21 protein-coding genes are annotated in these 23,833 nt (G+C 29.6%); 18 read left to right on the top strand and 3 right to left on the bottom strand.

Annotation, left to right across the window (positions count from 1 at the left end):
• Positions 1–3: 3 nt before the first annotated feature.
• From DY168_RS12605 to DY168_RS12555, 11 genes are all read left to right on the top strand, one after another.
• A complete protein-coding gene (locus tag DY168_RS12605; protein ID WP_115642064.1) occupies positions 4–1,461 on the top strand; it encodes a methylaspartate mutase subunit E in 1,458 nt (485 codons plus the stop codon).
• Positions 1,462–1,564: 103 nt separating this feature from the next.
• Positions 1,565–2,809 carry a methylaspartate ammonia-lyase gene (locus DY168_RS12600; protein WP_115642063.1) on the top strand — a complete coding sequence of 415 codons (1,245 nt, stop codon included), beginning with the start codon at positions 1,565–1,567 and terminating at the stop codon, positions 2,807–2,809.
• 261 nt (positions 2,810–3,070) lie between these two features.
• Positions 3,071–3,913 (top strand): fumarate hydratase, encoded by an 843-nt coding sequence (locus tag DY168_RS12595; RefSeq protein WP_115642062.1) that lies wholly within the window; start codon positions 3,071–3,073, stop codon positions 3,911–3,913.
• A gap of 12 nt (positions 3,914–3,925) precedes the next feature.
• Entirely contained in the window at positions 3,926–4,483 is a 558-nt protein-coding gene (locus DY168_RS12590; protein WP_115642061.1) for a Fe-S-containing hydro-lyase, read from the top strand.
• 64 nt (positions 4,484–4,547) lie between these two features.
• Positions 4,548–4,817, top strand: a complete 270-nt coding sequence (gene citD, locus DY168_RS12585; protein ID WP_115642060.1) for a citrate lyase acyl carrier protein — start codon at positions 4,548–4,550, stop codon at positions 4,815–4,817.
• 41 nt (positions 4,818–4,858) lie between these two features.
• Positions 4,859–5,731: an HpcH/HpaI aldolase/citrate lyase family protein gene (locus DY168_RS12580; RefSeq protein WP_115642059.1), complete on the top strand. Its 873-nt coding sequence runs from the start codon at positions 4,859–4,861 to the stop codon at positions 5,729–5,731.
• A 57-nt stretch (positions 5,732–5,788) separates the two neighbouring features.
• The gene (citF, locus tag DY168_RS12575) at positions 5,789–7,324 is read left to right on the top strand and encodes a citrate lyase subunit alpha (protein ID WP_115642058.1); all 1,536 of its coding nucleotides are present in this window, start codon (positions 5,789–5,791) and stop codon (positions 7,322–7,324) included.
• Between the two features lie 198 nt (positions 7,325–7,522).
• Positions 7,523–8,548 (top strand): [citrate (pro-3S)-lyase] ligase, encoded by a 1,026-nt coding sequence (citC, locus tag DY168_RS12570; RefSeq protein WP_115642057.1) that lies wholly within the window; start codon positions 7,523–7,525, stop codon positions 8,546–8,548.
• A 22-nt stretch (positions 8,549–8,570) separates the two neighbouring features.
• The gene (gene citX / locus DY168_RS12565) at positions 8,571–9,083 is read left to right on the top strand and encodes a citrate lyase holo-[acyl-carrier protein] synthase (protein WP_115642056.1); all 513 of its coding nucleotides are present in this window, start codon (positions 8,571–8,573) and stop codon (positions 9,081–9,083) included.
• Positions 9,080–9,982, top strand: a complete 903-nt coding sequence (gene citG / locus DY168_RS12560) for a triphosphoribosyl-dephospho-CoA synthase CitG (protein WP_115642055.1) — start codon at positions 9,080–9,082, stop codon at positions 9,980–9,982. Before citX ends, citG begins: the two co-directional genes overlap by 4 nt.
• Positions 9,969–10,649, top strand: coding sequence for a tetratricopeptide repeat protein (locus DY168_RS12555; protein ID WP_115642054.1), 681 nt, complete (start codon positions 9,969–9,971; stop codon positions 10,647–10,649). Before citG ends, DY168_RS12555 begins: the two co-directional genes overlap by 14 nt.
• A gap of 201 nt (positions 10,650–10,850) precedes the next feature.
• Here DY168_RS12555 and DY168_RS12550 read toward each other — a convergent pair whose 3' ends face one another.
• The gene (locus tag DY168_RS12550; protein WP_115642053.1) at positions 10,851–12,839 is read right to left on the bottom strand and encodes a sigma 54-interacting transcriptional regulator; all 1,989 of its coding nucleotides are present in this window, start codon (positions 12,837–12,839) and stop codon (positions 10,851–10,853) included.
• A 731-nt stretch (positions 12,840–13,570) separates the two neighbouring features.
• Between DY168_RS12550 and ptsP the strand changes: the two genes are divergently transcribed.
• The 7 genes from ptsP (at position 13,571) to DY168_RS12510 (ending at position 21,754) form a co-directional block, all read left to right on the top strand.
• Positions 13,571–15,187: a phosphoenolpyruvate--protein phosphotransferase gene (ptsP, locus tag DY168_RS12540; RefSeq protein WP_115642051.1), complete on the top strand. Its 1,617-nt coding sequence runs from the start codon at positions 13,571–13,573 to the stop codon at positions 15,185–15,187.
• Positions 15,188–15,415: 228 nt separating this feature from the next.
• Positions 15,416–15,973 carry an RNA polymerase sigma factor gene (locus tag DY168_RS12535; protein WP_172556358.1) on the top strand — a complete coding sequence of 186 codons (558 nt, stop codon included), beginning with the start codon at positions 15,416–15,418 and terminating at the stop codon, positions 15,971–15,973.
• Between the two features lie 7 nt (positions 15,974–15,980).
• The gene (locus DY168_RS12530; protein WP_115642049.1) at positions 15,981–17,414 is read left to right on the top strand and encodes a DUF4652 domain-containing protein; all 1,434 of its coding nucleotides are present in this window, start codon (positions 15,981–15,983) and stop codon (positions 17,412–17,414) included.
• A gap of 309 nt (positions 17,415–17,723) precedes the next feature.
• The gene (locus DY168_RS12525; RefSeq protein ID WP_115642048.1) at positions 17,724–19,037 is read left to right on the top strand and encodes a tetratricopeptide repeat protein; all 1,314 of its coding nucleotides are present in this window, start codon (positions 17,724–17,726) and stop codon (positions 19,035–19,037) included.
• A gap of 40 nt (positions 19,038–19,077) precedes the next feature.
• Entirely contained in the window at positions 19,078–20,250 is a 1,173-nt protein-coding gene (iadA, locus tag DY168_RS12520; RefSeq protein WP_115642047.1) for a beta-aspartyl-peptidase, read from the top strand.
• A 134-nt stretch (positions 20,251–20,384) separates the two neighbouring features.
• On the top strand, positions 20,385–20,699 hold the full coding sequence (gene trxA, locus DY168_RS12515) for a thioredoxin (protein ID WP_115642046.1): 315 nt from the start codon (positions 20,385–20,387) through the stop codon (positions 20,697–20,699).
• Positions 20,700–20,893: 194 nt separating this feature from the next.
• Positions 20,894–21,754, top strand: coding sequence for an NAD(P)/FAD-dependent oxidoreductase (locus tag DY168_RS12510; RefSeq protein WP_423237235.1), 861 nt, complete (start codon positions 20,894–20,896; stop codon positions 21,752–21,754).
• 60 nt (positions 21,755–21,814) lie between these two features.
• On the opposite strand, the gene DY168_RS12505 is transcribed toward DY168_RS12510, so the two are convergent.
• Together DY168_RS12505 and DY168_RS12500 are read right to left on the bottom strand one after the other, a co-directional pair.
• Positions 21,815–22,441 carry a cell wall hydrolase gene (locus DY168_RS12505; RefSeq protein ID WP_242984130.1) on the bottom strand — a complete coding sequence of 209 codons (627 nt, stop codon included), beginning with the start codon at positions 22,439–22,441 and terminating at the stop codon, positions 21,815–21,817.
• 59 nt (positions 22,442–22,500) lie between these two features.
• A complete protein-coding gene (locus DY168_RS12500) occupies positions 22,501–23,628 on the bottom strand; it encodes a hypothetical protein (RefSeq protein WP_115642044.1) in 1,128 nt (375 codons plus the stop codon).
• Positions 23,629–23,833 lie beyond the last annotated feature (205 nt).

Here is a 23,833-nt window from a genome sequence, read left to right as displayed (position 1 = left end):
AAAGTGGGATTAAAAAATAAAAAGTGGACAGAGGAAGAGTTTTTTAGCGAAAGAGAGCTAGTTTTAAACCAATGGCCAACCGGTAAAGAAGTAGATCTTCAAGATGGAGTAGACTATTTAAAAAAGGTTCCAGAACATAAAAGTTTTCCTAAAAAGCTTATGAAAGCTAAAGAAGAGGGGGTAACATTAGCCCAACCAAGAGCTGGTGTTGCACTTATAGATGCTCATATAAAACTTTTGACTTATCTTCAAGATGAAGGTGGAGCGGACTTGCTTCCATCAACAATAGATAGCTATACAAGACAAAACAGATACGATGAATGTGAAATTGGAATAAAAGAAAGTAAGATTGCAAATAGATCATTATTAAATGGATTTCCAGGAGTAAATCACGGTGTCCATGGTTGTAGGGAAGTTTTCGAAGCAATAAACTTACCTATAGAATCAAGACATGGTACTCCGGATGCAAGACTGCTTGCAGAGATTACTCATGCTGCTGGATGGACTTCTAATGAAGGCGGAGGAATATCTTATAATATACCTTATGCAAAAAGTGTAAGTATAGAAAGAACCTTATTAGACTGGCAATATTGTGATAGGCTTGCAGGATTCTATGAAGAACAAGGCGTATCAATTAACAGAGAACCCTTTGGACCACTTACAGGGACTTTAGTACCACCAAGTACTTCTAATGCAGTAGCTATAGTTGAATCTTTACTTGCAGCAGAACAAGGGGTTAAAAATATAACTGTGGGATATGGACAGTGTGGAAATCTTATTCAAGATGTAGCAGCTATAAGAGCTTTAGAAGAACAAACTAATGAATATTTAAAGGCTAATGGATATAATGATGTATATATAACAACAGTTTTCCATCAATGGATGGGCGGATTCCCAGCAGATGAATCTAAAGCTTTTGGAGTAATATCCACAGGCGCTGCAGCAGCTGCTCTTGCAGGAGCTACAAAGGTAATAGTTAAAACTCCTCATGAAGCTATAGGAGTTCCAACTAAAGAGGCTAATGCAGCGGGCATAAAGGCTACAAAGGTAACTCTTAATTTACTAAGAGGACAAAAGATGCCTATGTCAAAAGAGCTACAAACTGAAATTACTATAATAAAAGCTGAAACTAAATGTATGGTAGATAAATTATTTGAACTAGGTAAGGGTGATCTTTCAATAGGTACCGTAAAAGGGTTTGCAGCAGGAATTATAGATATACCCTTTGCACCTAGTAAATATAATAATGGTAAAATGATGCCCGCTAGAGATAATAATGGAGCTGTAAGGTATCTTAAGTTTGGAAATGTTCCTTTTACCCAAGATATTATGAACTTTAATATGAAGAAGTTAGAACAAAGAGCTAAGTATGAGAATAGAGAAATTGGATTCCAAATGACTATAGATGATATATTTGCAGTAGGTAAGGGTGTTTTAATAGGTAGACCAGATAAGAAATAGAGATATTTTATCCAAAATAAAAGGATGAATATAAAGTATTAATGTAAAAACAAATAAAAAATATCTTTTTAAAAGATAAAAATAATTGAAAAGAGGGCGTAAAATGAAAATTGTTGATGTTGTTTGTTCAGCTGGAAGAACAGGATTTTATTTTGATGACCAAAGAGCTATAAAAAATGGAGTAGAACATGATGGATTTACTTATGTAGGAGAACCTGTTACAGAAGGTTTTGATGCTATAAGACAAGCGGGTGAGTCTATATCAGTTATGCTTATATTAGAAGATGGACAAGTAGCTCATGGAGATTGCGCAGCAGTACAATATTCAGGAGCAGGTGGAAGAGATCCTTTATTTTTAGCAGAAGAGTTCATACCTTTAATAGAAAAAGAAATAGCACCGAAATTAATAGGTAGAGATTTAAATAGTTTTAAAGATTTAGCAGAAGAGTTTGATAAGATGAATGTTAATGGAAAGAGGCTACATACAGCAATAAGATATGGCGTAACTCAAGCTATATTAGATGCAGTAGCAAAATCTAAAAAGATAACTATGGCTGAGGTAGTTAAACAAGAATACAATACAGGAGTAAATATAAAAAGAATTCCTATATTTACTCAATCAGGAGACGATAGATATACAAATGCTGATAAAATGATAATCAAAGGTGCAGATGTTTTACCACATGCTCTTTTCAATAATGTAAAAGAAAAGCTTGGAGAAAGTGGAGAAAAACTTATTTCATATGTTGAATGGTTAAGAGATAGAGTTTTAAAGGTAAGAAGCTCAGGCGAGTATAACCCAATATTTCATATAGATGTTTATGGAACTATAGGTGTAGCTTTTAATAATGATATGGAAAAGATGGTTCAATACTTTAAAGTACTTGAAGAAGCTGCAAAACCATTCCATTTAAGAATAGAAGGACCTATGGATGTAGATGATAGAATAAAACAAATGGAAGCTCTTAGAGATTTAAGAATTGAACTTGATAAGAAAAATATTGATGTAGAAATAGTTGCAGATGAATGGTGTAATACTTATGATGATGTAGTTTTATTTGCGGATAACAATTCAGGACATATGCTTCAAATAAAGACTCCAGATCTTGGAGGAGTTAATAACATAATAGAAGCTATATTATATTGTAAGAAAAAAGGGATTGGAGCTTATTCAGGAGGAACTTGTAACGAAACTAATAGATCATCAGAAGTCTGCACTAACATTGCTATGGCTTGTGGAGCAGATCAGTGTTTAGCTAAACCAGGAATGGGTGTAGATGAAGGATATATGATAGTAAACAATGAGATGAATAGAGTAGTTGCTCTTGTTAATAGAAGAAATAAATAAGTGATTTAAATTTCACATAAGGCAGTTTAATTTTTAAACTGCCTTTATCCAATTAATGATAAACTATAGAGCCTTTAATACTTGTAATAACTTATGATATATTAAGATGTTAATACTATATAAAATTCAATGTATTTTCAATATTTAAGGCAACTTAAAGGGTATAATACAAGTATAAGATAAATTAAAAAGAATATATAAAAATTAGTTGTTATAAGTAAGGTATAAACTTGTATAAGGATATTTAAAGGAGTGTTTAATATGAAAGAAATTCATGTGTCGGATATAACTAATGCAGTAAGAAACCTATGCATAGATTCTAACTATTATTTATCAGAGGATGTTAGAAATAGATTAAAAGAAGCTTATGAGAAAGAAACCTGGGCTATTGCAAAAGATATTTTAGATAAAATATTAATAAATGCAGATATAGCTAAAAATCAAAGAATGCCCATGTGTCAAGATACAGGAATGACTTGTGTATTTGTAGATATGGGTCAAGATGTTCATGTAGTTGGAGGAGACCTAGAGGAGGCTATTAACGAAGGTATAAGGCAAGGGTATGCAGAAGGATATTTAAGAAAGTCTGTGGTTAGTGATCCTCTAAACAGAGTAAATACAAAGGATAATACCCCAGGAGTCTTATATTATAATATAGTTCCAGGAGATAAGCTTAAGATAACTGTGGCTCCTAAGGGATTTGGGTCAGAAAATATGAGTCAATTAAAGATGTTAAGACCTGCAGATGGAGTACAAGGAGTTAAAGATTTTGTAATAAAGGTAGTTAAAGAGGCAGGACCTAATCCATGTCCACCTATAATAGTAGGTATAGGTATAGGTGGTACTTTTGATAAGTCAGCTAATTTAGCTAAGAAGGCATTGATTAGACTTACATCAGAAAGAAATTCAAATCCTTATTATGCAGATTTAGAAAGAGAATTAATGGAAAGTATAAATGATTTAGGTATAGGACCTCAAGGCTTTGGAGGAAGAAGTACAGCTTTAGCTGTAAATATTGAAACTTATGCAACTCATATAGCAGGGCTTCCCGTAGCTGTTAATATAAATTGTCATGCTACAAGACATGCTGAAATAGAATTATAGGAGGAAATAAGTATGGAAAAGAAGATAACAACCCCGCTTACAAAAGAAAAGGTTAAAGGTCTTAAGGCTGGAGACAGTGTCCTTATAAGTGGAACTATATATACAGCTAGAGATGCGGCTCATAAAAGATTAGTAGATCTTTTAGATGAAGGAAAAGAACTTCCATTAGACTTAAAAGATGCAATAATATACTATGTAGGACCAAGTCCTGCAAAGCCGGGAATGGCACTAGGATCAGCAGGCCCTACTACTAGCTATAGGATGGATCCTTATGCCCCAAGACTTTTAGATAAAGGGCTTAAAGGTATGATAGGTAAGGGACTTAGAAATAAAGAAGTAATAGATTCATTAATAAAAAATAATGCAGTTTACTTTGCAGCTATAGGAGGAGCGGCTGCCCTAATAGGAAAATCTGTAGAGGAAGCTGAAATGGTTGCCTACGAGGACTTAGGTGCAGAGGCTATAAGAAAGCTCACAGTGAAGGATTTACCTGTAGTGGTAGTTATAGATAGTGAAGGTAACAACCTATATAAGATAGGGCAACAAGCTTATTTAGATAGTATAAAGTAATACTAAGGTAAATATTATATTTAATTATAATTAATGAACCTTTTTTATAAGAGGAGTGATTTTTATGAAAATTTCTAAGGTGGCAAAGGCAGGAACTTTAGAATCTAATGATGTATTTATAATGGTATCTCCAAATGAAGATAATACTGTAGATATTAAGTTAGAAAGTATAGTAATGAAACAATTTGGAGAGCAAATATTAAAAGTTATAGAAGAAACACTAAAAGATTTAAAGGTTGAATCAGTAAGCTTAAAGGCACAGGACAAAGGTGCATTAGATTACACAATAAGGGCAAGAGTAGAGACAGCAATAAAAAGAGCTATGGAATCATAGTAAAATAAGTATAAGAAACAATATTGTGAGGTGTATTTGAGATGAAAAAATTAAGAAGAACTATGCTTTTTATGCCTGGAAATAATCCAGGGATGCTTCAAAATGCAGCTATACTAGGTGCAGATTCTATAATTTTAGACTTAGAAGATGCAGTAAGTATAACAGAAAAAGATAGTGCTAGAATATTGGTTAGAGAAGCTATAAAAAATGTGGATTACTCATCTGTAGAGGTGGTAGTTAGAATTAACCCACTAGATACAAAGTTTGGTCATTTAGATCTAGAGGTTATAGCAAGAACTAAGCCTGACAGCATAATGGTACCAAAGGCTGATGAAAATGAAATAAGAGAAGCTCATGAAATGTTAAACAAAATAGAAGAAGAAGAAGGGTTTGAAAAAGGTTCTATAAAGATAATACCACTTATAGAAACAGCCTTTGGACTTGAAACTGTATATAATGTAATAAACGCTTCAAATAGAGTAGTTGCTATTTTATTAGGTGGAGAAGACTTCACCTCTGATTTAGGTATAAAGAGAACAAAAGAAGGGGAAGAAATATTCTATGCGAGAAATAGGGTAGCTACAGTATGTAGAGCCTTTAAAATAGATTCTATAGATACCCCTTTTACAGATACTAATGACTTTGAAGGATTAGAGAAAGATACATTTAAAGCAAAAAGCCTTGGACTTACTGGAAAGTCTGCAATAAACCCAAGACAAATAGACAGTATCCATAGTATTTTTGCACCTACAAAAGAAGAGATAAATCACGCATTAAGAGTACTTAAGGCAATGGAGCAAGCCGAAAAAGAAGGGAAAGGTGTATTTTCTTTAGATGGAAAGATGATAGATGCGCCTATAATAAATAGAGCAACAAAAACTGTAGACCTAGCTAAATTATTAAATCTTATATAATTTAAATCTTATATAATTTAAAAGTGATATAACAATCAAAAAAGGTGGGATAGACTTATGAATAACTATATAGAAAGAGATATTCCAGAATATATAGAAGGTTATGGAAGTGTGGTTCCATTTAGTGGAGCGTACCAAAACTTAGTGGTGAAAAGAAAAACCTCCGTTAAAGAAAGTTCTATAGGACCAGAGGATAAAAAGATTTTAGAGTCTATAGATGAAGCTTTAGACAAGGTAGATATAAAAGATGGTATGACTATATCCTTTCATCATCATTTGAGAAATGGTGATAAAGTGTTTAATATGGTTTTAGAAAGAATAGCTAAAAGAGGAATAAAAGATTTAACTGTGGCTGCGAGTGCTATATTTCCAGTACATGCACCACTAGTAGAATATATAAAAGAAGGTATAGTAACAAAGATAATAGCAAGTTATATATCGGGGCCTGTGGCTAAATGTATTTCAGAAGGTAGTTTAAAAAAGCCAGCTATAATGCAAACCCATGGAGGTAGAGGAAGAGCTATTGAAAGTGGTGACGTAAAAATAGATGTGGCATTTATTGCAGCACCAACCTCTGATGATTATGGAAACATAAATGGACTAAATGGAAAAGCTGCTTGTGGAGCTTTAGGTTATGCTATAGCAGATGCAGAGTACGCAGATAGGGTAATAGCTATTACAGACACTATAGTTCCTTATCCAAACTGTCCTATTGAAATAAGTCAAATTTATGTAGATTATGTTGTAGTTGTAGATTCTATAGGTGATCCTGAAGGTATAGTTTCAGGAACAACAAAGATAACTAAAGATCCTGTAGGACTTAAAATAGCTAAAATGGCTTCAGGAGTTATGGAAGCTTCAGGATTAGTTAAGGATGGAATGTCATTTCAAACAGGTGCTGGAGGTATATCACTTGCTGTAGCACAGGAATTAAAGGATATAATGATAAGAGATAATATAAAAGGTAGCTTTGCTTCAGGTGGAATAACAGGATATATTGTAGATATGTTTAGAGAAGGGCTATTTCAATACTTATTTGATGTACAGTGTTTTGATTTAAAGGCAGTTGAATCCTATTCTACAAGCCATAAACATCAAAGAATGTCAGCATCTATGTATGGAAATCCACACAATAAAGGATCCGTAGTAAATAAGCTAGATATTGTTATTTTAGGAGCTACAGAAATAGATACAAATTTCAATGTAAATGTTACAACCGCATCAGATGGAACTATAATGGGAGGATCTGGGGGGCACAGTGATACAGCGGCAGGAGCTAAACTTACAATAATAGTCTCTAATCTTATGAAGGCAAGATTACCTTTAATTAGGGATAAGATTACAACGGTTAATACTCCAGGAGAAACAATAGACGTGTTAGTAACAGAAAGAGGTATAGCAATAAACCCAAGAAGACAGGATTTAATAGAAAAGTTAAAAGGAACAAATCTTCCTATAATGACTATAGAAAACCTAAAAGATATATGTGAAGATCTAACAGGAAAGCCAAAAGATATAGAGTTAAAAGAAGATATAGTAGCAGTAGTTGAGTATAGAGATGGAACAGTAATAGATGTTATTAGAAAAAGCTAAATAAAAAGCTAAAGAAAAGGCTAAAGGATAGATATAAAAGTAAGTTTTAGATGGAGATAAGTCTCCTTCTAAAACTAAAAAGGGTATATTACCTAAACTAAAAGAGCTTAAACTATAAAATAAATAGTTATATTTATTAAATTTCTTTTTTACAAATTTATAACTTAAATTATTTTAAAATAGGAATAGGTGATTCAAATGGATGAATTGCAAATAGAAATTATAGATATTAATAATGAAGAAGAAAGAAATGAAGTGAAGACATTTCTAAATACTTTTAACTTAAATTATGAAAAAGGTATAGATTATACAGTAGTTTTAAGGGAGAAAGATGATATAGTAGCTACAGCATCTAAGAGTAAAAACATCTTAAAAGGGTTTGCTATAAATGAGAAGTTACAAGGTGAAGGAATCACCTCAATGCTCGTAAGCTCACTTTTAGATAGGTTATTTTATGAAGAAATATATCATAGCTTTATATTTACAAAACCTCAAAATATAGATATATTCTCATCTTTAGGATTTAAACCTTTATATAAAGCAAAAAAGGCAGCATTACTTGAAAATGGCATATATGATATTCATGATCATATTAAAAAGCTTATTAAAAATCATAATATAGATATTACTAAATCAAGATCTGCTTTGGTTATGAATTGCAATCCTTTCACCAAAGGTCACCGATACTTAATTGAAGAGGCTTCAAAGGTTTCAAACGAGGTTTTGGTATTTATAGTGGAAGAGGATAAGTCGGTTTTTCCCTTTGAAAGCAGATATAATATGGTTAAAGAAGGAACCTTTGATTTGGAAAATGTTAAGGTAATAAGGGGTGGGGAGTATATTATATCTTTAGCTACATTTCCTACATATTTCTTAAAAGAGGAAGATGATATATTAAAAACATATACGGATATAGATGCAGGAATCTTTGCAAAGTATTTTTGTAAGGAGTTAAATATTGATAGAAGATTTGTAGGAGAAGAGCCCTATTGTAATGTAACAAGAACCTATAATGATTCCTTAATTAAACAATTAAAAAGGTTTAATATTGATTTAACTATAATACCTAGAAAGTCTATACAGGGTGAAGTAATAAGTGCCTCTAAAGTTAGAACATTAATAAAACATAAGGATATTAATAAGCTAGAAACCTTTCTTCCAAAGGTTACTTTAGAATTTTTACAAACTAAAATTGGAAAGGAGATAGTTGAAGATATAACATAAGTTAAGTCTTTGAAAAAAATATATGAATTACACTAAAGAAGATATTTTAGTAGATAGGGAAAAAAGGGTAAGATTCCAAGAAGAACTTTTGGACAGGTTAGGTAAAACATTGGTCTTTATAAGGATAAACTATCCAGGAGTAAAAAAAGATAATAGTATATCACGAGCAATAATTATAGTTATGGATAAACTTTTAGATGCTATGTTTGGTAGTGTAAATGTATTTAAGCTTATTACAGTATCAGCAGAGGGACCTAATATTACTATGATTTTAGACAAACAATCTTTAGAGGTTAAAAAGATGTGTGTTGAAATTGAAGACAATCATCCATTAGGTAGATGTGTCGATATAGATGTATATTCTAGTGATGATAAAAGGAGCATATCTAGGATGAGTTTAGGAAAACCTCCAAGAAAGTGCTTTATATGTGATGAAAGTGCTATGATTTGCGTAAGAGCTAAAAATCATGAATTTAAAGAAGTTGTAGATTACATAGAGAAAAGTTATGAATGGTTTAAGGGGGGCTGTAAATGAAAGATAAAGATGAAATTGAAATTGATCTAATATGCTTTGCTGTAGGAGAACTTGCAGTTCAAGCTATGCTATATGAGGTTTTAACCTACCCTAAACCAGGGCTTGTATCACCAATTAATTCAGGGTCACATAGTGATATGGATTATTATAAATTCATAGACAGTACAACGGTGCTTATAAGGTTTATGCTACTTTTTTCGAAAGAAGGTTATTCTAATAAAAGCTATGAGGAAATATTTAAAAATATAAGAAACATAGGTCTAGATGCAGAAAAGGAAATGTTTTTAAAAACTTCAGGAATAAACACTCATAAGGGTATGTTATTTGTTATGGGAATAACAGTAGCAGCAGTATCTAAAACTCTTTATGAAAATCAAGATTTTAAATCAATTCAAGATAATATGAAAGCTATGACAAAAGGAATTACAAAGAAAGATTTTAAAGATATTAACTTGAAAAAAGATTTATCTCATGGTGAAAAGTTATATTTAAAATATGGAATAAAGGGAGTTCGTAAGGAAGTTGAAAAAGGCCTTCCATTAGTTTTCAATTATTCACTTCCCTTTTATGAAGAAAATAAGTTATTAGTACATAAAGATAGAATAGTAAATACACTTATTGGAATAATGCAATATTGTGATGATACAACTATACTATATAGACATTCAATAGATACACTAAATGAAGTAAAGAAAAGATCAAAGTATATATTAGATCTTGGAGGAATGTGCAATAAAGAAGGAATAAAAGAAATAATGTCTTTAGAAGAAGACTTTATTAAAAGAAAAATTAGTCCTGGTGGAAGTGCAGATATTTTAGCCGTTACAATATTTTTAGAAGAAATAAAAAAGAAGTTTTTTATCAATGAATTAGAAGGGATAAAAGATGCATATGAATAAAGATGTAAAAATAAAGATTAGGCTATTTACAGTATTAACTTTTTTAGCTGTGTTTGTAATATCTTATACAAGGTATGAAGAAGGGATTAAGTTAGAGAAAATAGAAGAAGAGCAAGAGATTATTTTAAAAGAAAAGAAAGATGAAAATGCTAAAATTATTGCAACTAATGAGAAAAACAAAGAATTAGATAGCAAAAATGAAGAAGCCTTGGCTAAGTTTTATGATGGAAAATATGATGAAGCCATAAAAAAGTGTGATGAAATTATAGATTTAGATGAAAATAATTATAAAGCCTATAACATAAAAGGTATAGCTACAGGATACAAAGGTAACTTTGAAAAAGGTGTGGAATATATAGATAAGTCTTTAGAGATAAATCCAGACTTTGGCTACTCAAGATTTAATAAAGCTTTAATTTATGAACTATTTGGTAAGTATGAAGAATCTTTAAAATTATATGATGAGGCTTTAGAGGTTGAAGGCTATGTACGGAGTTATTATGGAAAGGCTAGTATATATGGTAGGTATGGAGATTTAGAAAATACTTTGAAATCTATGAAAAAGGCAATAGAATTAGATCCTAAAGTAAAAGAGGCAGCAAAGGAAGAAACAGATTTTAATAATGTTAGAAAGTACAAAGAATTTAATGATTTAATTAACTTTTAAAATTTCAAAGGACTGGGCTTATATTTAAAGTAATCTTTAAGCATAAGTTCAGTCCTTATAATTTAAAGAATTTCTAAAGCATAAGAAGTTACATTATCGTAATTTAAAGTGTACTTAAAGTATAAGTTAAGTAACTTTAAGTAACGTAAAAATAACCTTTTAAAATAGAAGAATTAATTTATGAAAAATGTAAATTAAAAATTAATCCACAGAAATATCATATTTTTTGCACTTTAAAGATACGGTTCTGTGGGTAAGTCCGAGGGCTTTTCCTGCTCTATTAAAACTTTTATATTTTTCCATAGCAAGTTTTATTATTTCTTTTTCATATTCCTGAAAGTTTAAGATTTCTCCATTTGGAGTATTAATTAAGTCGGTTTCTTTTTCCATGTCTTTTTGAATATATATAGGGAAGTCTTCTTGTGTAATTATAACTCCTTCGCAAAGGTTTATAGCTCTTTCAATTATATTTTCAAGTTCGCGAATATTGCCAGGCCAGTGATACTCTTGAAGCAAAGAAAGACCTTTTTTGCTTACTTCAATAATATTTTTATCTAATTTTTTATTGAGTTTTATAATAAAGTGTTCTACTAAAAGTTCTATATCTTCCTTCCTTTCCCTAAGAGGAGGTAATGTAATTGGAATAACATTAAGCCTATAAAATAAATCTTCTCTAAAGGTTTTATCTTTTATCATAGTAGATAGATCCTTATTAGTTGCAGCTATAACTCTAACATCAATCTTTTGTGGTGAAGTACCACCAAGACTTTCAATTTCCATTTCTTGAAGAACTCTTAATAGCTTTGCTTGCATAGATAATAACATATCCCCTATTTCATCTAAAAATATAGTTCCACCATCTGCAATGGCAAACTTACCAGGCTTATTTTTAATAGCACCTGTAAAGGCCCCTTTTTCATAACCAAAAAGTTCGCTTTCTAATAAGTTTTCAGGAATAGCAGCACAGTTAACTTTAACAAAGGGTTTATCCTTCCGTTTACTATTATTATGTATTGCTTTAGCTATAAGCTCTTTTCCTGTGCCACTTTCACCGGTAATAAGTACAGTAGAAATTCCCTGGGAAGCTTTTTCACAAACATCTAGAACTTTTGTGAAGTTTCTATTATAGCCTATTATGTCATTAAATGTAGATTTTAAGCTAGTATGACGTATTAGTTCTTCTTTATAATAATCTAATTCTTTTTGGGATTGTTTAAGCTTATTCATCAAGTCCTTTATATCCTCTACTCTTTTAGATGTAGAGATGATGCCTTTAAATTCACCATCAATAAATATAGGCTCTACTGTAGATATTAGGTTAATGCCTTCTTTTTTATATATTATATCTTCTATTTTTTCTTTTGTATTAAGTACTTTCATCCTAATACCTTTAGGCGAGATATCTTTAATGTTTTTACCCAAAATAGAATTACTGTTTAAGTTATAACTTTTCTCGTAAGCTGGATTTACATAGCTTATGTAACCATACTCATCTACAAAACAAATCATATCATGAGAAGATGCTAAAATCTTTTTAAATCTTTCATTAACTTCTTTCATGCTAGCAATTTCTGAAATGTCTTGAAAGACCCCTATAGCACCAATTACTTTATTATTAGAAAATATAGGACTTCTATTAACCATAGTTATATGGTTATTTATGTGCTGGATTTTACCTAAATGTTTAATCTTTGATATAATAATATTAGGAAGATCAGAGTTTGGTATTATATCTTTCACATCTTTACCTAAGACATCTTTAGAATTCTTATCTATAATCTTTAAAGCATAATCATTTATAGTTGTTATATTGGAGTTTATATCTATAACTATTATACCTATTGGTATGTTTTCTATTATTTGTTCATTAGCTATATTAGTTTCATCTAAAATTGCATCGATGGCCTTCATATGTGGGGAAGTTCCTGGGAGGATATTAGTTATGAAAGTACTAAGTTCATCAATAGCTTGTTTATTTTCAGAAGAAATGGTTATAGTTTCACCTTCTCTAACTTTTAAAGACAAAAGAGCAAGCATGCTTATAGCAATTGGATCCGTTGCATAGTTAGTGCTTATATAAATTTTGCTTAAATGTTTTAAAATAAGTTCATCACATTTATTTATTAGCATAGCAGCCACTCTAGTATGAAGGCCGTTATGGATTTTTATCACAATATCTTTTGAAAACATCTTTAACCTCCTAAAATAGTATTAATATAAATAAATTGCTGATAAAAAGTATCAATGATTTTAAGTACTTGATACTTTTTATCAACATCATCATACTACATAGATAAATATAAATCTATATAAATAGAAATATCTTACAAAAACACAGATGTAAAGGTTTAGAAATTAAAGAATGTCAAGAAATATCACAGATACATGTTTTTCCACACTTATATAAGATTGATTTAGGGTAAAATATTATTAATAAACAAGAGTTGATAAAATATATCAACTTATTGTGATACATGAGGCATATAATTAGAGATTCTTACTATAATAAATGTTTATATGGACAATATAAAAATAAAAGCAAAAGATTTAATAAGACTATTTTATTTAATATAAATATATTTAGTAAAAAAAGAGTCATAGTAATGGGTATATGCTTTCAGCAGGTAAGCTTAGATATGTTAGGTAATATAAATGGTATAAATAAGGTTGGTTCAATATTGGAAGTTTATTTTAAACTACTTTTAAAATTATAAAGATATTAATTTAATAGAACACTTGGCATGGATATTGCTTTGTATATTATAAGAAGAATTTATAACAAAAGTTAAAGAAATAGAAATGTAGCATAATTTAATGAAATTGGTATTTCTAAAATAAAAATAATATTATTATTTACATAACTTATACAAATGAAAGGTAGGTGAAAATCCTGACTTTAATTATTTAAGTCAGGAATGATTATGAAAAAAGGTATAGCAGCTTCAAAAGGATACGCTATTGGATATGTATCAATAAAAGAAAATGAAGAGATAATAATAACTAACGATAAGGTAAAAGATACTAAAGAAGAAATAGAAAGATTAGTAAAAGCTTTAGACATATCTAGAACTCAAATAGAAGAAGTTAAACAAAAAGCTTTTGAAAATATGGGAGAAGAAAAGGCAGCTGTTTTTGAAAGTCACATTATGCTTTTAGAAGACCCTGAATTTGTAGGAGCTATTAAATTAGAAATTGAAGATAATAAAACTAATGCAGAAAAAGCTGTAAGTTCAGTGTCTGGAACATTTTTAAGTATATTCGAAGCCATGGAAGATGAATACATGAAAGAGAGAGCTGCGGATATAAAAGATGTTTCTAATAGAATAGTGTTGAATCTTTTAGGAAAAGTTAAAAGTCTTGAAATTCAAGAAGAAAACACTGTATTAGTAGCAGAAGATTTAACACCATCAGACACAGCACAATTAGACAAAGAAAAGGTAATTGCATTTTTAACTAATATAGGAGGAAGAACTTCTCATAGTGCTATAATGGCAAGAACTCTTGAGATTCCAGCTGTTGTTGGTATGAAGGATATAACTTCATTAGTTAAAAACAAGGACTTTGTAATAGTTGATGGTATAGAAGGAAATGTAATAATAAATCCAGATAAAGAAACCATTAAGATATATGAAGAAAAGGCTAAAGAGTATAAAAAAGAAGTAGAAGAATTAAAGAGCCTTATAGAAGTTAAGACATCTACAAGGTCTGGTAAAAGAATAGATGTAGCAGGAAACATAGGACAGCCAGAAGATGTAAATAAGGTTATAGAAAATGGAGCCGATGGAGTTGGTCTATTTAGAACAGAATTTTTATATATGGATAAAGATAAATTGCCAACAGAAGAGGAGCAATTTGAATCTTATAAATATGTACTGCAAAAAATGGAGAATAAACCAGTGGTTATAAGGACTTTAGACATTGGAGGAGATAAAAAGTTGTCATACCTTCCATTGCCAGAGGAAATGAATCCTTTCTTAGGATATAGAGCTATAAGATTATGTCTTGATAGGGTGGATATATTTAAAGTACAACTAAGGGCATTACTTAGAGCTTCTGTATTTGGAAACTTAAAGGTAATGTTTCCTATGATATCTTCTTTAAGTGAATTTTTAAAGGCTAAAGATATAGTGGAAGAATGCAAAAAGGAATTAAAAGCAGAAAACATAAAATATAGTGATAGTATAGAGTGGGGTATTATGGTAGAAATACCGGCAGCAGCAGTATGTGCAAAGGAACTTGCAAAACATGTTGATTTTTTCTCTATAGGTACAAATGATCTTATCCAATATACTCTAGCAGCGGATAGAATGAGTGAAAAGGTATCTTACCTTTACGAGCCAATGCATCCAGCTGTATTAAGTCTAATAAAGATGACTATAGAAGGAGCCCATGGTGAAGGTAAGTGGTGCGGAATGTGTGGAGAAATGGCAGGAGATATAGATGCTATACCTACATTAGTAGAATATGGCTTAGATGAATTTTCTATGAGTGCATCTTCAATATTAGGAGCTAAAAAAGTAATATTAGATCAAGAATAAAAAACATTTAAGTTATAAAAGAATATTTTAATTATATTTTATACTGAGATAATATAGATTAGTTTATATATAAGCAAAATTAATATGAATTTTCAACAAAATCACAGGATTAACCTGTGATTTTTTGATATAATTAAATTTAGATGTAACTACACCTTAAAGCTTACGTATATATTATGAATAGGAATAGATGCATCCATTATTACATGGATTAGGAGCGTGTTATTTTTGGATGAAGATTTAAAACTTGTAAAAGAAATTTTAGCAGGCAATATTGATAGTTTTAATATAATAGTAAATAAGTACCAATCAAACATAATTAAATTTGTATATGGGATGATAAAAGATAAAGAGGCAGCAGAAGATATAACTCAAGAAGTTTTTATAACAATTTATAATAAGTTATATATGTATAATCCACAATATAAATTTTCTAATTGGATTCTTCAAATAGCTAGGAATAAGTGTATAGATTATATAAGGAAATATAAAAGAGTTTATGAAGCTAATATCGAAGATATTATAAGTGTTTCTTCAAAAGACCCTTCACCAGAGGAAATATTAGAATTTAAGGAAGTAAAAGTTGTTATAGAAAAATTTATTAATGGACTTTCAGATATAGATAGACAAATAATAATTCTAAGATATAGTGAAAGCTTAACCTTTTTAGATATTTCTGAAATTATGAATATGAGTGAGTCAGCAGTAAAAAGGAGATACTATAAATGTAGAGACAAATTTAAAGCCTTTTTTATTGATAAAAGAGAAAATATAAAAGGGGTGTAGTATTTATATGAAGTGTGATGTTTTTAGAAAAAGGATTTATGATTACATAGAAGACAACTTACGAAATGATATGAAAATTTCTATGGAAAAACATATAAAAAAATGCCCTAATTGTAGGGAAATATATGAAAAAGAAATAGGAATAGAAAATACATTAAAAGATGCATTATATGTAAATACAACTATGTTTACTAATCTTAGAGGGGACATAGTTGCATCCATAGATAAAAGTAGATATTCTAAAAGCATTCCTAAAAGATTAAAATTCCACCTTTTTAGGAATACTAAAAGATATATGACAGTGGCAGTTTTTGCCTTTGTATTTTTAATGTCTGCACCTTATTTAAATAGGGATATATTTAACAAAGATGAAAATTTGAATATGGCAATAGTAGACACTAAAGAAGACTTGAATGTGGACTTGAAATTTAAAAGTGAGAACTTAGATAATAAAGATATGGATCTAAGTAAGGAAGAAAAGATAAGTTCATCAGAGGATAGAAAATCTTCTATATTAGAGATAAACAAAAATGAATATAAGTATATATCCAAAAGGTTAGAAGATGAGACTTATGATAAAAGTGAAAGTATACCTTTATTTACAAAGGAAACTATAAATTATGACTATAAGCCACAGGATTCAACGCCCTGGATTTCTTCTTTTAATATGGAAACTTCTATTTGTATTGAAGGAAAAGGAAGTTACTATTTAAAAGATAAAAGAGGAAGTATAATAGTAAGAGATAATGCTAAAAATGAGGCGTGGAAGATATCTTTAGAAAGTAAAGAAAAAGATAAGAATTACCCAATGTATTTAGAGTGGGCAGATGATAAAAATATATTTGTAATAGTAGGCATACAAAATCATGAGATATCCCCTGGGGGCAATCTCTACTCAATAAATTTAGATACTATGAAAACTAGTTTAGTTTATAATCCAACAGCTAATAAAGAAAAGGTTACTAGTGTGGAAAATAACAAAGATGGTTTAGAATTAAAAACAATTTCCTTCAATGATGATTTAAAACAAGAATATCATGAAGAAAAGAGAATCATAAACTACAAAGAAGTAACAAAGTCTAAAGAAAGTTCTGTAACCTTATTATATGAGTTTTCAAAGAATATAAATGTAGGAAATAAGGATGCAGCTTTAAATCTATTTGAAAAAAATTTCAAACAGGAATATAAAAATTATATTGGAGATATTAAGGACATAAACAAATTAAACATAAATAGAATAGTAGATGTAACAGATGCATCACTAGGTAAAAACAATAAATATGATTTTAAAATTTATGGTGTAATGTCAGATTATGAAGTAAATACTAGTGCAGACACAAAATTTAAAAGTTCAACTTACTACAATTATTTTGTCTTAATCAAACAAAAGACAGATAAAAACTGGAGTATACTGCAAATACTAACCCCACCACAAAATTAGAATATAAGATTATAATACTACATTGAGAATATTAATGGGTTACAAATATATTAAAGTTTTAACAATTATAAATTAGTTGTATAATAATCATATGGCTACCTTTTAAATTAGAGGTAGTTTTTTTATTGTTATTATATGTTAATAATCATGAAAGTTTATTAATGAAATTAGCATATTTGGTATAATTAGTGTTAAAGTACAACTAAACTTTAGTTTATTTTAAAAAGATGTTTTAAAACATTTACATAGCAATTATAATGAATTAAGAAAAGATTAACAATAACTATAAAGACAAAAAAGGAGAACTATATGGATAATGCTTCAAAAAGAATATATTCAAAGGCAATGAATTTATACCAAAATGGAAACATAGATAAGGCTTTAAAGCTTTGTGAAAAGGGAATATCTAAAGATTTGAAAAATGCCCCAATAATAAATCTTAAGGGTTTACTACTTTATATAAAGGGTGATCTTAAAGGATCTACTTCTCTTTGGAAGGTAAATAAAGATTTAAACAATGATTCTATAGCTAAAAAGTATTTGCAGGATTCTAAATATGATAAAGAAAAGGAATATTTATATAAAGAATCTATAAGGTATTTGAAGGAATTGAAATTATCAAATGCTATGGATATTTTAAATGTATGTGAACAAAGTTCATTTAATAGCATAAATGTATATAATGCTATAGTTTTAACCTATATAAAAAAAGGTGAATATGATAAGGCTAGGGAGTATGAAGATAAAGTTTTATTAATAGATAAGAAAAATAAAGTGGCCTTAGAAAATAAAAAAACACTTAAAGTGTTTGGAGTTTTAAAGCCTATAATTCCTTATAAAAGTGTTGCAATCTTCATGTTTTCTACAATCTTTTCATTTGGGTTAGCATTGAGTATAAAAACCTACATTTATCCTTTTGGAAAGATGAAGATAGGACAAGTATATTCAAATTATAGTAATCAAAAAGAAACTAAAAACAAAGACGCTAAAAAGATTGTCAGTAAAGAGGATGGAAAGTTAAAAATAGATAAAAATATAGAAATGGATAACACTAAAGATAAAGGTGAAGATATAAATAACACCATAGAAGATAAAGAGGTAGCTAGAGATAATTTCTTCCCTTATGAAGAGTTTAAAGCATCCGTAGATAATAAAGATTTTAAGTCTGTTTATAGTTTTGTAGAAACATGGAAAAATAAAAAATTAACTGTAAATGAAAAGAAACTCTTTTTAAAAGCAGAGGAATTGCTTATAGATAAGGGTGGGAATTATTTTTATGAATTAGGATCTACGTATTTAGGTGAAAATAACAAAGAGGCTATAAACAACTTTTTAAAAGCTTATGATTATTCTAAAGAAAGTTATTTAAATCCTCATATTATATATTATTTAGCTACTTTATATGAGAAAGAGGATAATGTAGAAGAAGCAGTAAAATATTACAATGAATATATAAATTCATGTGAAGGGGAAGGCTATGAAGACATAGTGTTATACAATATGGCAATGATATATAAAGATATAGATAATAATAAATCGAAAGAGTATGCTAAAAAGATAGAGGCTAAGTTTAAAGATTCTATATATAACAATTCAAAGGTTAAAGAGATAATTAGAAATTAAAAAGGTAATTTGAAGTTTAAGAAAGGGTGTGTGATTTAATATGATTACTATAATAAAAAATGTTGAAGTTTATGCGCCGGATTATTTAGGGAAGAAAGATGTAGCTATTGCAGGAGGGAAAATAGAGGAAGTAAAAGACTGCATAGAAGTACCAAAGGACTTTTTGGATATTAAAGTTATAGATGGTACGGGGAAACTATTGTTTCCAGGATTTATAGATGCACATGTTCACTTGATAGGTGGAGGTGGAGAAGGAGGATTTAAAACAAGGACTCCAGAGATACAATTATCTGAATTAATAGAAGCTGGTATAACAACTGTAGTTGGATGCCTTGGAACGGATGGGGTTTGTAGAAATATGAATGCTTTATTTGCTAAGGCTAAAGGGCTTCAGGAAGAAGGTATTACTACTTATCTTTATACAGGTTCTTATGAAGTGCCGGTGAAAACAATAACAGGAAATATAAAAGAAGATATAATGTTAATAGATAAGGTTATCGGTGTCGGGGAAATTGCTCTTTCAGATCACAGATCGTCTCAACCTACCTATGAAGAGTTTGTAAGACTTAGCTCTCATGCAAGAGTTGCTGGAATACTTTCAGGAAAAGCTGGTATAGTGCACATACATTTAGGTGACGGTAAAAGAAAGATGGATTACTTAAATAAGATAATAGAAGATACTGAAATACCTATAACTCAATTTGTACCAACTCATATAAATAGAAGCATTGAATTATTTAATGAAGCTATTAATTTTGGTAAAAAGGGAGGCTACTTAGATCTTACAACTAGTTCTGATCCGGACTTTTTAGAAAAGGATGAGGTTAAAGCAAGTAAGGGATTGAAATTATTATTAGACGAGGGTATATCCATACATCAGATAACATTTTCTTCGGATGGTGAGGGGAGTCTGCCTATATTTGATGAAAAAAGGCAACTTATAGGACTTGGAATAGGTTCAGTTAAATCTCTTTATAGAGAAGTAAAAGATGCTATTTTAAAAGATAATGTTCCAATAGAGGATGCTATAAGGACTATAACTTCAAATGTAGCAAGTATATTAAAGCTTAATAATAAAGGGTCTGTTATTAAATCAAAAGATGCAGACTTAGTTATGGTAGATTCTAGGTTAAATATAACAAATGTATTTTATAATGGAAAAGAAGTTTTTAATCAGGGAACATTGCTATCAAAAGGAACCTTTGAGAAGTAGTAGGGGTATAATTAATCTTAGTGATAAATATTGTGGGTTGATGGATATATAAAAGTTGACTATTATTGTTATATGTAATAAAATATAAAACAAGGCATACCCGATAGGGGTATAATTTTAGGAGGTATAATATTATGATGAAAGAAATAATGGATTCAAATTTTAAAGAAGAGGTTCAAAATCAAAGCGGAGTTGTAGTGGTGGACTTTTGGGCATCATGGTGCGGTCCTTGCAAGATGTTATCACCAGTAATAGAGGAATTATCTAATGAAATGACTATAGCAAAATTTACAAAGGTAAATGTAGATGAAAACCCACAAAGTTCTCAAAACTTTAATATAGCAAGTATACCAACACTACTTGTATTTAAGGATGGTAAAGTGGTAGATACTATGGTAGGATTTAGACCAAAAGCTGAATTAGAACAATTAGTTAAGAAATACATTTAATTAAAAGATAAGGGTGTTTGCACAGCTTTAGTTAAGGGTAATATTTATCCAATGGCTAAAACGTATAACAATGAAATAGGAATATGTTTATATAGGTGATTCTAAGGTTCAAGCAAATCGGGTAATTACTCGAAGTGGATATTTAGCTGAACATTAGAATCATTTAATTTCCTCTAATTTAAGGAGGTGTAATTATGCAAAGATATGATATAGCTATTATAGGTAGTGGACCTGCGGGATTATCTGCTGCAATAAATGCAAAGATAAGAAATAAGAATATAATTATATTTGGATATGAAGATTTCAGTAGTAAACTTATAAAGGCTCCAAAGATAAATAATTATTTGGGGTTTCATGGTATAAGCGGTTTAGAACTTAAAGAAAAGTTTAAGGAACATATAGAAGCAATGAATATAGAGATTACCTATGAAAGGGTTAATAATATATATGCTATGGGTGAGTATTTTTCTATTATGGTAAACGAAACAATTTACGAGGCGAAATCAGTAGTGGTTGCAACGGGTATAGAATATACAAAGCCTTTAAAGGGAGAAGAAGAGTTTCTTGGTAAAGGAGTAGGATATTGTGCTACCTGCGATGCACCTTTATATAGGAATAAGATAGTTACTGTAATTGGATATAATAAGGAGGCAGAAGAGGAAGCTAACTATGTTAGTGAACTTGCATCTAAACTTTATTATATACCAATGTATAAGTCTAATTATGAGTTAAGAGATGGCATAGAAATAGTACAAGATAAGCCAATGGATATAATAGGCAAAGATAGAGTTGAGAAGCTTATCCTAAGTTCTAGGCAGTTAGAGACTGATGGCTTATTTATTCTAAAGGATAGCATATCTCCAGCACAATTAGTGCCAGGGCTTCTTATGGAAGAAGGCCATATTAAAGTGGATAGAACTATGAAAACTAATATAGAAGGGTGCTTTGCAGCAGGAGACTGTATTGGTAGACCGTATCAGTACATTAAGGCATCGGGTGAAGGTCTAATAGCAGCTTTAAGTGCTGTAAGCTATGTAGACTCTAAAAGAATATAATAAGGCTTCCCAAAGTTATGTCTTTGGGAAGCTATTTTTATAATCTATATTGTTTTTGACTTAATTTACATCGAAAAACACATGATTTCCTATGGCTTTTACATTAGATTTATTTATGTTTTTCATCCACTTAGAAGTGGCGGTATTTGGGTTGTAAAAAAACACAGCTTTATTTGTTGGGTCATTACCTTTTATTGCATCCATAACAGCACTATAGCAGCTATCATCAGGATTCTCGTATACAGTATTATCTCTTACACAAGAAAATGCATTTTTTTGAATTATAACATCCCTAATTGTTTTAGGGAAGCTTGGATGAGATGTTCGATTTAATATTACAGAAGCAACTGCAACCTTTCCCTCATAGGGCTCTCCTTTGCTTTCGGCAGATACAGTTTTGGACATAAGATCTATATCATCCTTTGATATAAGAACCTTGTTGTTACTTAAACTTATAACCTCCACTACGTTATTAGTTTCCTTATAAAGATCTGTAGAATTTATATTGTTATCTTCAGAAATCTCTTGGCTGAGGGGAACATATACACCTTCAAAGTCCATAGCTCTAGCCTTAGTTTTATTTAAGGATATTTCAGGTATACTTTCACTTGCATATACTTTGGGTATAGAACTTCCAATAAGTATAAAGAGCATAAGGAAAGTTAAACCTACGCAATATCTTTTCATAAAGAACCTCCTTTGGTTAACTGTGTTATTGGTATTGTTCCCCACTATAAAATTTTAATTCATTTATTTGGCTTTATTTCATCAGAAAAGTGAGCAAAAGTTGTGTTAAATTTTTGTAAACACATTTCAATATCTTCGTACTTACCTCTAATATCTTCATCTACTATGTCTAGAACACCTTTATCAGTATCCGAATTAAAAACTGATTTCTCATTGCTAACACTACGTTTAAGTTCTTTTAAGTAGACATTATAACTATTTAAAACTTCGCCAAAAGCTTGGTAGGTCTCAATGGCATTAGGTGGAATTTTCATGGAGTTAAATTCCGTCTTTATATCTTCAAAACTTTTAAAATCTTTTTCTATGTCATTTTCTAATATTTCATAAGTGTACTTACCTTCACGACATTTTTCAATAAGACTAAACTTATCTACTTTTAGATATAAAAAGTTTTCTACCATTGAAGATAAAGAGGCTTTAAATTTTAAATTGTCATTAGTTTTAATATCAATATCTCTTTTTTCTTTTATGGTTTTGTTAAAGGACAGATAAGCCTCATTTATATATTTTATACTTTGAGAAGGAAAAATGTCTTTTGAGTGTTCAAAGTTGCAATTTGAATACTCTTCAATGGTAACCTTTTTATAATTTTCTACTAATTTTAAGGTTTCATTAAAATCTATGGAATTAGAATGGTCTAATAATATCTTTATTTGCTGATAAAAAAGAATGTTATTATGTATACCATTTAAAAAGTGAGGGTTTATATCAGCATTATCCTTAAAAATAACTTCAGCGTCTTCTTTAAGGAGGGTTAACTTATCTAAACAAATATTTATTTCTTTCAAATTTATTGAGTTATCCTTCGTATAAATGGAAGTAGATAAATCTTTGTTTATTGAATTTAATTTAAGTATAGTATTAACCATAGATGGAGATTTGACTTTAGTAGTTTTAGGCTTTAAATAATTAAATATGCAAAAGGATACAATTATAATAAGGATAAGTAACAAACTTCTTATAATCCAATTAAAAAGTGTATTTTTTACATCTTTAACATCATCATTATTTTTAATGGTGTTATTACTTTTAATGTTTTTAATATCTTTAGGGATGTTATTCTTTTTAATATCCTTAGTGTCTTTAGTTACATTAGTGCCTTTAATATTTTTAACCTCTTCATTCATATGTATCACCCCACATTTAAATTTTATTTATATATAGAGGTTATTTTGACCATACTGTAAAGGTAAGTAATATACTTTTGTGAAAAAGCATACATTATTAGAAAAAAATTTAGGATGAATTATATATCATCCTAGATTAAATATATTAATATATAAGATATTTAATTACTAAAATAAAATACTTATTAAAATTAAAATAAAAAAA

Source organism: Clostridium putrefaciens (assembly GCF_900461105.1).
In the GTDB taxonomy this organism is placed as follows: domain Bacteria; phylum Bacillota; class Clostridia; order Clostridiales; family Clostridiaceae; genus Clostridium_L; species Clostridium_L putrefaciens.
This window is presented reverse-complemented; position numbering and strand designations above follow the sequence as displayed.

Excerpts from the sequence above, each read along its gene's own strand:
- citG (WP_115642055.1), top strand. The coding sequence starts at position 9,080 with ATGAAAGATAAAGATGAAATTGAAATTGATCTAATATGCTTTGCTGTA.
- citX (WP_115642056.1), top strand. The coding sequence starts at position 8,571 with ATGAATTACACTAAAGAAGATATTTTAGTAGATAGGGAAAAAAGGGTA.
- DY168_RS12500 (WP_115642044.1), bottom strand. The coding sequence starts at position 23,628 with ATGAATGAAGAGGTTAAAAATATTAAAGGCACTAATGTAACTAAAGAC.
- DY168_RS12510 (WP_423237235.1), top strand. The coding sequence starts at position 20,894 with ATGCAAAGATATGATATAGCTATTATAGGTAGTGGACCTGCGGGATTA.
- DY168_RS12525 (WP_115642048.1), top strand. The coding sequence starts at position 17,724 with ATGGATAATGCTTCAAAAAGAATATATTCAAAGGCAATGAATTTATAC.
- citF (WP_115642058.1), top strand. The coding sequence starts at position 5,789 with ATGAATAACTATATAGAAAGAGATATTCCAGAATATATAGAAGGTTAT.
- citC (WP_115642057.1), top strand. The coding sequence starts at position 7,523 with ATGGATGAATTGCAAATAGAAATTATAGATATTAATAATGAAGAAGAA.
- DY168_RS12550 (WP_115642053.1), bottom strand. The coding sequence starts at position 12,839 with ATGTTTTCAAAAGATATTGTGATAAAAATCCATAACGGCCTTCATACT.
- DY168_RS12590 (WP_115642061.1), top strand. The coding sequence starts at position 3,926 with ATGGAAAAGAAGATAACAACCCCGCTTACAAAAGAAAAGGTTAAAGGT.
- citD (WP_115642060.1), top strand. The coding sequence starts at position 4,548 with ATGAAAATTTCTAAGGTGGCAAAGGCAGGAACTTTAGAATCTAATGAT.
- DY168_RS12530 (WP_115642049.1), top strand. The coding sequence starts at position 15,981 with ATGAAGTGTGATGTTTTTAGAAAAAGGATTTATGATTACATAGAAGAC.
- DY168_RS12600 (WP_115642063.1), top strand. The coding sequence starts at position 1,565 with ATGAAAATTGTTGATGTTGTTTGTTCAGCTGGAAGAACAGGATTTTAT.
- DY168_RS12555 (WP_115642054.1), top strand. The coding sequence starts at position 9,969 with ATGCATATGAATAAAGATGTAAAAATAAAGATTAGGCTATTTACAGTA.
- DY168_RS12580 (WP_115642059.1), top strand. The coding sequence starts at position 4,859 with ATGAAAAAATTAAGAAGAACTATGCTTTTTATGCCTGGAAATAATCCA.
- ptsP (WP_115642051.1), top strand. The coding sequence starts at position 13,571 with ATGAAAAAAGGTATAGCAGCTTCAAAAGGATACGCTATTGGATATGTA.
- DY168_RS12595 (WP_115642062.1), top strand. The coding sequence starts at position 3,071 with ATGAAAGAAATTCATGTGTCGGATATAACTAATGCAGTAAGAAACCTA.
- iadA (WP_115642047.1), top strand. The coding sequence starts at position 19,078 with ATGATTACTATAATAAAAAATGTTGAAGTTTATGCGCCGGATTATTTA.
- trxA (WP_115642046.1), top strand. The coding sequence starts at position 20,385 with ATGATGAAAGAAATAATGGATTCAAATTTTAAAGAAGAGGTTCAAAAT.
- DY168_RS12505 (WP_242984130.1), bottom strand. The coding sequence starts at position 22,441 with ATGAAAAGATATTGCGTAGGTTTAACTTTCCTTATGCTCTTTATACTT.